This is a genomic window from Nitrosomonas sp. Nm58 (assembly GCF_900107335.1).
Lineage (GTDB): Bacteria > Pseudomonadota > Gammaproteobacteria > Burkholderiales > Nitrosomonadaceae > Nitrosomonas.
Window position 1 is genome coordinate 1 of sequence record NZ_FNPQ01000078.1, and the last position, 6594, is coordinate 6594.

Here is a 6594-nt window from a genome sequence, read left to right on the forward strand (position 1 = left end):
AAGCTCGATACACAGACGGACAAAACCTTGGATGTGCATTTGATTGTCGACAACTACGCCACCCATAAGCACCCGAACGTCAAAGAATGGCTGGCTAAACATCCACGCTTTCACCTTCATTTCACTCCCATGCCAGCTTCCTGGATGAATTTGGTCGAACGTTTCTTCCGGGACATCACCGAAGAGCAGATTCGCCGAGGCGTATTTCGCAGTGTCGATGAACTAGAGGCGGCGATCAAGCAGTACCTGGAACATCGCAATGCTAACCCCAAGCCATATCAATGGACCGCCACTCCAGAAGCAATCTTGGCTAAAGTTACCAGAGCTAAAGAAATGTTGGGGACGTTACACTAGATTGGGGATATAAATAACAATAGATCAAAATGGAATCGATAAAATCATCGTTGAAGATGATATAGTAGAGCTCTCTCCCGGCGAGCTAGGCCGTGCTTTGTGCAGTCAATGCAGAGTGGGTTATTGCTTTGATTAAAGAAGGAATTCATGAGTCATTGAACATCACGGCGTTTAAGCTTCTGAAAGAAATTGATATGTTATGAACTCGCCTAACCACCCTTAAATCGAGTCATACTGGATAGTTTAAGACTACTACCTTGAATATGGGTAAAAAAGCTGGTAATAGGATAGCCTAAAAGTTTTTCTATACTCGTACAAAAAGATCTTGCGCAAGGCTTGCCCTCTCTTGCGCCGATTCAGGAATTTCAGCAAGTCGGTCAATATATTCAAGACGTTTTTGCATACCTCTCCCATTGGCAATTTGGATGGACAATCCAGGTCTTGCATTCAGCTCCAGCACCAAAGGACCAAGTTCACGATCCAATACAACATCAACCCCAAGATAGCCTAATCCAACAAGTTCATAACACTGTGACGCCAATATTAATAATTTATTCCAGTGAGGTATTTCAAAACCACTAATAGGAGCACCGGTATCAGGGTGCTGTTCAACAGGGCGGTTTTGCCAGACAGCATGCGTAGTACACCCGGTTGCTAAATCAATCCCCGCTCCCACTGCACCTTGGTGTAAATTCGCTTTGCCATCTGACATACGTGTAGGTAACCGTACCATTGACGCAACAGGTATTCCTCTGAATACTATAGTACGGATATCCGGAACACCACGATAACTAATTGACTCAAATAATGTATCAAACTTTACCCGATATTCGATAAGAGCCTGATCAGGTTGGCCACCAAGGCTATACATACCACTCAAAATATTGGAAATATGATATTTCAGCTCTTCCTTGGTCAACAAGCTACCATTATTATGTTGATAGCGATCATTGATTCGTCCAATGATTACATAAATACCATTGCCCCCTGAGCCGTGTGCCGGTTTAACTACGAAATCTCTATGCTCACTTACGATATCGGGAAGATTTGTTATGTCATGCTCGATTTCAATAACACCATACAACTCAGGTACTGCGATCCCAGCCGCGATTGCTAATCGCTTGGTTTGCAACTTATCATCGACCAACGGATAGAGAGAACGCTCATTGTAGCGCAGGATATAATCAGCATTCCGCCGGTTTATTCCGACAACACCTGCTCGCTTCAGATTTAGTAAGGTTCTAAACATTTTTTAGCGCTTGGCTAATGCCTGAAAGCGCCAAAGCTCTGTCAATCGGTACCCAGAGTATCGGCCAAACAACAGTGTGGCTGCTAGCACAACAAGCAGTAATTCAGGAAAAACAAATATCAAATGCTGTAGAGCATCGATATTCATCACGAGATAACCAATCGTCGCCACCAGCAAACTTCCTGCGCCCTGTTTAAATGCCTCCGCAGGACCAGCTTCATCCCAAGTGAGAGACATTCGTTCTATCATCATGGTCATGATAACCATTGGAAACAGGGCAACTGACAACCCCATCTCAAGTCCGAGCTTGTGCATGATAACGCTGGTACTAGCCATGAGAAGCACTACCATGGTCAGTACCGAGGCTAATCGTGGAATTAGCAATAGCTTCAATCGATCCACATAGGCACGCAATAAAAGCCCTAATCCGACAATCAAACAAAACAGTACTAATCCCCATAACAATTCGGTCTCCCGAAGAGCCAGTGCGATCAATACTGGCATAAATGTCCCGAAGGTTTTAATCCCAATTAGATTGCGCATCAAAACCACAACAAACGCCCCTAAAGGCACCATTAGTAATATCTTATATACATTCTGACTTTCAACCGGTAGGGAATACAGAGAAAATTCCATTATGCGCGATCCTTTCAACGCCGCACGTGATTCTGCAATATCAACTAACTCTCGAAGTGTTTTGGCTACAGAGAATTGAAGGTTCATTTCACTTCCTCCCTCGACAGAAAGACTCTTCTGATCGCCGACTTGCCATATTACAAAATTAGCAGGCAAACCCTCCTGACCATCCTTTATATTGAGTGCGCGCCATTGAGTACCATCATAGACTTGTACCCAAGATTCTAACTCTGAATAATGTTTGCCATCCTGTAGACGTAAACCCTGGATAATTCGTGAAGGGATGCGCGCCCCTGCCAGAATCCAATTAATACCCTTAGCCAGCCTAAGAGAATTATTGATATGTTCCATCAGTAATTTCAACTCCGGAGCTGGCGAAGCGGCATTCAGCTGCTGAATAACTTGCTGCGTAAAGGAAACCGTATCTGCGGATCGCTGTCGCGCCTTATCGAGCAGATCTCGGATAACTGGTCGGAAATTTTCGGGATAATCGGGTACTGATGGATAAAGCGGCGGTTTACCTGTTTCAGATGTTTTCTCAACATCCTCATAGATCATAGCGCGATAGAATAATAATTGTTTCCCTTGCGCACGCCGCTTTGCCCACAAAGCTGTGCGCCCACTGTCGTCTTGTTCAATTGCCAATCCATAATTGGCCCCCACAAAATCCTCAGCAATAATAGTATAACCAGTAGAATTGAGAGGAAGTGGCAAGCTCACTTTTACGCTGGTATCCGGTTTTGCACGAAAACTGATACGTGCTTCAACATTCCAGACCTCTGCCTGTTCAGAGGATGTTAGAGGCAATCCCAGTGTTGTTACTTTGTAAGCAGATAAACCTAATCCTATGGCACACAATACTATGACCAGAAGCAATAAATGAAGTTGTCTCATTCAGGGATAGTCAATTTTTCTAACGAGTCACGCTTTTTCTTCTTTTTCTTCACATGACCACAGTCAGCTTTACTAAGATGAGTGCGCGCCGAATCAACGAGCGCAACACCCGCAAGTGCCCGACGTCCAAGCAGGATAGGATAATTTAGAGCTCGACGGTCGATAAGATTAAATTCAATATTATGTACTTCATTTGCTAAACAAATATCCATCGTAATAACATGGCGCTCTTCTGAAACACCGCTATGTTGTTTGATTTTTAGAGAACGCAGTACGGGGCGTTCAATTTCGATGGTACGATTTGGTTTACCCTTTTCGGTTCCAAAATCAAGAATAAATCGCACCCAGTCTTTATTTCCTTTTTTAAAATGGTAAATGTCACGTGCGCTCATGGACGAGGTATTTGCTCCGGTATCCAAACGCGCAAGCATTTTCAGACCCCATGGCTCCAGTCGAATAGATTCCACCCACCCAAGGATATGTTGTAACTCAGGTTGATCAGTTTTATCATCACTTAACACTGAACCGCTTGCTATCAACAAAACGATTGTTAAAAAAAAGAAAAACTGTCCCCTTATGATTGTAATCATCAGACGATCCGAGATTATTTGATCAAAATGACAACATTATATTATCAATAAGCCACGTCCAGCCATGCTTTTTATTACCAGTGAACGATAATGGAGCGGGTGAAGGGAATCGAACCCTCGTCGTAAGCTTGGGAAGCTTCTGCTCTACCATTGAGCTACACCCGCATGCTAAAATTGCCAGATTAGGAAAATAAAACTTCAGAATCTACGCTACGCTAAACATATTCCAAATGATACAACTCACCATTAATGGTCAACCTCAGTATTTCAATAACCCTTTGAACCTTCAACAGCTATTAGAGCATATGTTATTACAGAATAAACGTATCGCTGTAGAGCGAAATGGTGAAATCATTCCTCGAAGTCAATTCACCGAACAAACACTATCTGATGGAGATCAATTAGAGATTGTTGTAGCAGTGGGCGGGGGATGATTTTTTGCATTAATTTGAATACCGACCGTTTTGCTATTCTACATGCACTCTACAATTTTCAATAAAAACTGATTCCATGGATGATTTCATCGTTGCTGGCAAACATTACTCTTCCCGACTTTTGGTTGGCACTGGCAAATATAAAGACTTCAATGAAACTAGCGCTGCTATTGAGGCCAGTGGTGCGCAAATCATAACAATAGCTATCCGTCGAACTAACATCGGCCAAAGCCCCAACGAACCCAACCTGCTTGATGTATTACCGCCTTCCCGATATACCTTGTTACCCAATACTGCTGGCTGTTATTCAGCCGATGAAGCAATTCGTACCTTACGGCTTGCACGGGAGCTGCTTGATGGACACTCTCTGGTGAAACTAGAGGTACTCGGTGATCCGAGAACATTATTCCCCAATGTGGTAGAAACCATCAAGGCTGCAGAGATTCTTGTCAAAGAGAATTTTCAAGTAATGGTTTATACCTCAGACGATCCCATTATTGCTAAGCAGTTGGAAGAAATCGGCTGTGTCGCAATTATGCCTTTAGCTTCACTAATAGGCTCGGGAATGGGTATTCTAAATCCGTGGAACTTGCAGATTATCATTGACAACACTAAAATTCCTGTGTTGGTTGATGCTGGGGTAGGAACTGCATCTGATGCAACGATTGCAATGGAATTGGGTTGTGACGGTGTGTTAATGAATACTGCTATCGCTGCTGCACAAAATCCAATTTTGATGGCCTCAGCTATGCGTAAAGCTGTAGAATCCGGACGCGAAGCCTATCTAGCTGGGCGCATGGCAAGAAAGCTCTATAGTGCAAGCCCAAGCTCACCGATTGAAGGCACTTTACCAGCTCAGTCGCAGTGACCTTTCACCCAAGCTATATAATTAATTTGAACGGCTACTATTTTGTCATCAACACGCTCTATTCGTAGCTATGTGCTTCGCCAGGGCCGTATCTCAAACGCCCAACGCAATGCTTATGAAACACTGTTATCCAAGTATGGAATTCCTTTTTCCACAAACCAATTAAATCTTGAAGAGATTTTTGGACGCAGTACTCCCAAAATCTTAGAAATAGGCTCTGGCATGGGGGAAGCCACGGTCACTATCGCTAAGCAGTATCCTCAAAAGGATTATCTTGCGATAGAAGTCCATACGCCAGGTGTGGGTAGTCTGCTTGCTCAGATTAATATGTTTGAATTGACAAACCTGCGTATCATTCAGCATGATGCAATTGAAGTCTTACAGCAAATGCTGCCACTTGAATCACTCGATGGTGTTCATATTTTTTTTCCTGATCCCTGGCCTAAAGCACGGCATCATAAGCGCAGGTTAATTCAACCTGTTTTTGCTTCACTTTTATGCGAGCGTTTGAAATTAGGTGGATACCTTCATGTTGCCACTGATTGGAAAGACTATGCTGAGCAGATTCTATCCGTTCTTAGCAACGAAGATCTCCTTACTAATACAGCAATCGATTATGCTGTACGTCCACAATATCGCCCACTGACAAAATTTGAACAACGTGGTTTACAAATGGGGCATAGCGTGTGGGATTTAATATTTACCAGAAAATAGAGTCAATAAGAGTTCCTTTTTAAATATACTTCTCGTGAATCAAAAATTGGTTTAAGTTAGTGCTGCATAGTTATGAATATATTAGAATTTCGATATGTCATCACATTACCAGCTCACTGCACAAGAAATGATTGATTTGGCTCTATTCGCATTAAATGTGAGAAGTCTTTGTGATATGTGTTGTCAAATATGGAGTCCATATGATTAAGCAGCGAGTAGATTTGCATAGTATCGCTGTGTAAATTCTGCTGGCGATAGGTAGTCCAATTTTTCCTGTTTGCGCTGCCGGTTATAAAAGATCTCGATATATTCGGTAATCTCCTGTTTTGCTTGCAGTCGTGTTTTGAATTTTTGATGATGTACCAATTCGTTTTTGAGGGTTTCCCAGAAGCTTTCCATAGGAGGTCGAGTCAACCGGAGGGAACCGCCCCTGATGTATCCCCACGAATTTACCCTCTCTCCAATGAATCGAAGTAATCTACTAAAAGGGCTTGCGCCTGCTCCAACATTGAGGCGGATAATTCAAAAACGACATAGCGGCAAGCTATCGCTGTTGACCTTAATGTGCCGCTCGATATCAGTACCTTTTAAACGTATCCCCGTAAGCCAAAGCGCAAAAATGATGAGCGCGGCAATTAATAACAGGTTGGCTCGGCGTTCGGCTTCAATCCGACTTTCGTTGGTAAAATCCAAACCATAATGCGTACTTTTAGTGTCTCGCAAGCCTTCCTCAATTTGCATACGGCTTCGATAATAATCTACGACCCGCACTGCAGAAAACGCTTTTAGCGAGGGCGATACAACCAGAAGCCAAGGCTCTTTTTCGCGTTTGGCATGTTTACGACTGGCACTGGA

General features: G+C 43.2%; 9 protein-coding genes and 1 tRNA gene. 4 read left to right on the top strand and 6 right to left on the bottom strand.

What is annotated here, in order from left to right; genetic code table 11:
• The coding region (locus BLW34_RS14500) for a transposase (protein WP_177166059.1) at nucleotides 1-354 on the top strand (354 nt) is incomplete at its 5' end.
• A gap of 304 nt (nucleotides 355-658) precedes the next feature.
• Here the strand turns inward: BLW34_RS14500 and BLW34_RS14505 are convergent.
• The 4 genes from BLW34_RS14505 to BLW34_RS14520 all read right to left on the bottom strand — a co-directional run bounded on the left by BLW34_RS14505 (nucleotide 659) and on the right by BLW34_RS14520 (nucleotide 3888).
• Entirely contained in the window at nucleotides 659-1603 is a 945-nt protein-coding gene (locus tag BLW34_RS14505) for an alpha-L-glutamate ligase-like protein (protein ID WP_090581087.1), read from the bottom strand.
• A gap of 3 nt (nucleotides 1604-1606) precedes the next feature.
• Entirely contained in the window at nucleotides 1607-3133 is a 1527-nt protein-coding gene (locus BLW34_RS14510) for an inactive transglutaminase family protein (protein ID WP_090581090.1), read from the bottom strand.
• Entirely contained in the window at nucleotides 3130-3723 is a 594-nt protein-coding gene (locus BLW34_RS14515; RefSeq protein WP_090581093.1) for an ATP-dependent zinc protease family protein, read from the bottom strand. The genes BLW34_RS14510 and BLW34_RS14515 overlap by 4 nt, the downstream gene beginning before the upstream one ends.
• A gap of 91 nt (nucleotides 3724-3814) precedes the next feature.
• A tRNA-Gly gene (locus BLW34_RS14520) sits at nucleotides 3815-3888 on the bottom strand.
• Nucleotides 3889-3953: 65 nt separating this feature from the next.
• On the opposite strand from BLW34_RS14520, the gene thiS reads away from it, so the two are divergent.
• The 3 genes from thiS (at nucleotide 3954) to trmB (ending at nucleotide 5739) form a co-directional block, all read left to right on the top strand.
• Complete coding sequence (thiS, locus tag BLW34_RS14525) at nucleotides 3954-4157, top strand: sulfur carrier protein ThiS (protein WP_090581096.1); 204 nt, start codon at nucleotides 3954-3956, stop codon at nucleotides 4155-4157.
• Nucleotides 4158-4233: 76 nt separating this feature from the next.
• The gene (locus BLW34_RS14530; RefSeq protein ID WP_090581100.1) at nucleotides 4234-5025 is read left to right on the top strand and encodes a thiazole synthase; all 792 of its coding nucleotides are present in this window, start codon (nucleotides 4234-4236) and stop codon (nucleotides 5023-5025) included.
• Nucleotides 5026-5067: 42 nt separating this feature from the next.
• A complete protein-coding gene (gene trmB / locus BLW34_RS14535) occupies nucleotides 5068-5739 on the top strand; it encodes a tRNA (guanosine(46)-N7)-methyltransferase TrmB (protein ID WP_090581103.1) in 672 nt (223 codons plus the stop codon).
• 204 nt (nucleotides 5740-5943) lie between these two features.
• On the opposite strand, the gene BLW34_RS17555 is transcribed toward trmB, so the two are convergent.
• Nucleotides 5944-6261 carry an IS3 family transposase gene (locus BLW34_RS17555; protein WP_371263957.1) on the bottom strand — a complete coding sequence of 106 codons (318 nt, stop codon included), beginning with the start codon at nucleotides 6259-6261 and terminating at the stop codon, nucleotides 5944-5946.
• Nucleotides 6262-6594, bottom strand: a 333-nt coding sequence (locus BLW34_RS14545; protein WP_143037963.1) for a transposase, incomplete at its 5' end; no start/stop codon positions are given.

Coding starts and splice junctions, on each gene's coding strand:
- BLW34_RS14505 (WP_090581087.1), bottom strand. CDS start 1,603: ATGTTTAGAACCTTACTAAATCTGAAGCGAGCAGGTGTTGTCGGAATA.
- BLW34_RS14510 (WP_090581090.1), bottom strand. CDS start 3,133: ATGAGACAACTTCATTTATTGCTTCTGGTCATAGTATTGTGTGCCATA.
- BLW34_RS14515 (WP_090581093.1), bottom strand. CDS start 3,723: ATGATTACAATCATAAGGGGACAGTTTTTCTTTTTTTTAACAATCGTT.
- thiS (WP_090581096.1), top strand. CDS start 3,954: ATGATACAACTCACCATTAATGGTCAACCTCAGTATTTCAATAACCCT.
- BLW34_RS14530 (WP_090581100.1), top strand. CDS start 4,234: ATGGATGATTTCATCGTTGCTGGCAAACATTACTCTTCCCGACTTTTG.